The 731-nt window shown below is 59.9% G+C and carries 1 protein-coding gene; it reads left to right on the top strand.

Annotated features, from left to right (window positions below; translation table 11 throughout):
• Nucleotides 1-648 (top strand): LacI family DNA-binding transcriptional regulator (locus DBR24_RS04425; RefSeq protein ID WP_146188954.1); only part of this gene is annotated, 648 nt, incomplete at its 5' end.
• Between the last annotated feature and the right edge of the window lie 83 nt (nt 649-731).

The raw sequence follows: 731 nt of genomic DNA on the forward strand, positions 1-731 counted from the left end.
GGCGGTGACAGTGGTCTCGCGCAGGGGCTGGCCGGCGTGAAGACGCCGATGGTGATCGTCGACCGCAGCCTCGACGGCGTGGATGCGGATCTGGTGCGTATCGACCATGAATACGGTGCCTATCTTGCAACCCGCCATTTGCTCGAGTTGGGGCATCGCGATATCGCCACGATCGGAGGTCCGGCGAGCACCAGTGTGGCGCAGATGCGCCAGGCGGGATATTGCCGGGCGCTGAAAGAGGCGGGCATCGAAGTGCGCCCTGCGCGCATGCTGGAGAGTGATTTCACCAGTACCGGTGGTTATAACGCGGCGGCCATCCTGCTTGAGAACGATCCGCCGAGCGCCATTTTTGCCGGTAACGACATGATCGGCATCGGTGTCTTGCGCGCGGCCGCCGAGCGCAACGTGCGGGTGCCGGGTGAACTGTCAGTGATCGGTTTCGACGATATCCAGATGAGTCGCTATGTGTATCCGGCATTGACCACGGTTGGCCAGTCGATCCTGCAACTGGGTGAAATGGCCGCCGAGGTCTTGCTGCGAAGGATTGCCACGCCGCAGATGGTCACCGATCAACGGATCGTGACACCGAGTATTGTTCTGCGCGAATCAACTGCGCCGCTGTCTGGCGTGTTCACTGAATACCGCTGAAAACCGAATTGACGAGTAGTGATGTATGCCAGCAAATGTAGTGGTAATAGGCAGCCTGAACATGGATCTGGTCACCCGTGCAC

The sequence above is a fragment of the Pseudomonas sp. HMWF006 genome (assembly GCF_003061205.1).
GTDB lineage: Bacteria > Pseudomonadota > Gammaproteobacteria > Pseudomonadales > Pseudomonadaceae > Aquipseudomonas > Aquipseudomonas monsensis.